Source organism: Candidatus Hydrogenedentota bacterium, assembly GCA_016791475.1.
Lineage (GTDB): Bacteria > Hydrogenedentota > Hydrogenedentia > Hydrogenedentales > JAEUWI01 > JAEUWI01.
Window position 1 is genome coordinate 563 of the sequence record JAEUWI010000142.1, and the last position, 288, is coordinate 850.

Genomic DNA, 288 nt, shown 5'->3' on the forward strand with positions numbered 1-288 from the left:
GCTTTGTCCCCAAAGAAGAATCGCTCGATAAACTCATTGAAAAACGCGCACTCCAGCTGGCCAGAGAGATTGTAATGGATACTGCCCACACCATGCACTTAGAAAACCAGGAGATTGACCCGATGGTTTTGGAGGAGGCGATAAAAAAGCGAGCTGAGAAAATAAAAAACGAATTGCCGAAAAGCCTATGGAATTGAAAAACGAACAACCGCACACTCCGCTCAACCACCACCCCGGACAATCGTAAAACAACGCGGGAAGAGAACACCTTCGCTCGTGCCTCGCGAA

Annotated in this window: 1 protein-coding gene; it reads left to right on the forward strand. The window is 48.3% G+C overall.

Going from position 1 to position 288, the window contains the following annotated elements; all coding sequences use genetic code 11:
• Positions 1 to 197: XRE family transcriptional regulator (locus JNK74_28335; protein MBL7650097.1), on the forward strand; the 197-nt coding region annotated here is incomplete at its 5' end.
• Positions 198 to 288: the final 91 nt, after the last annotated feature.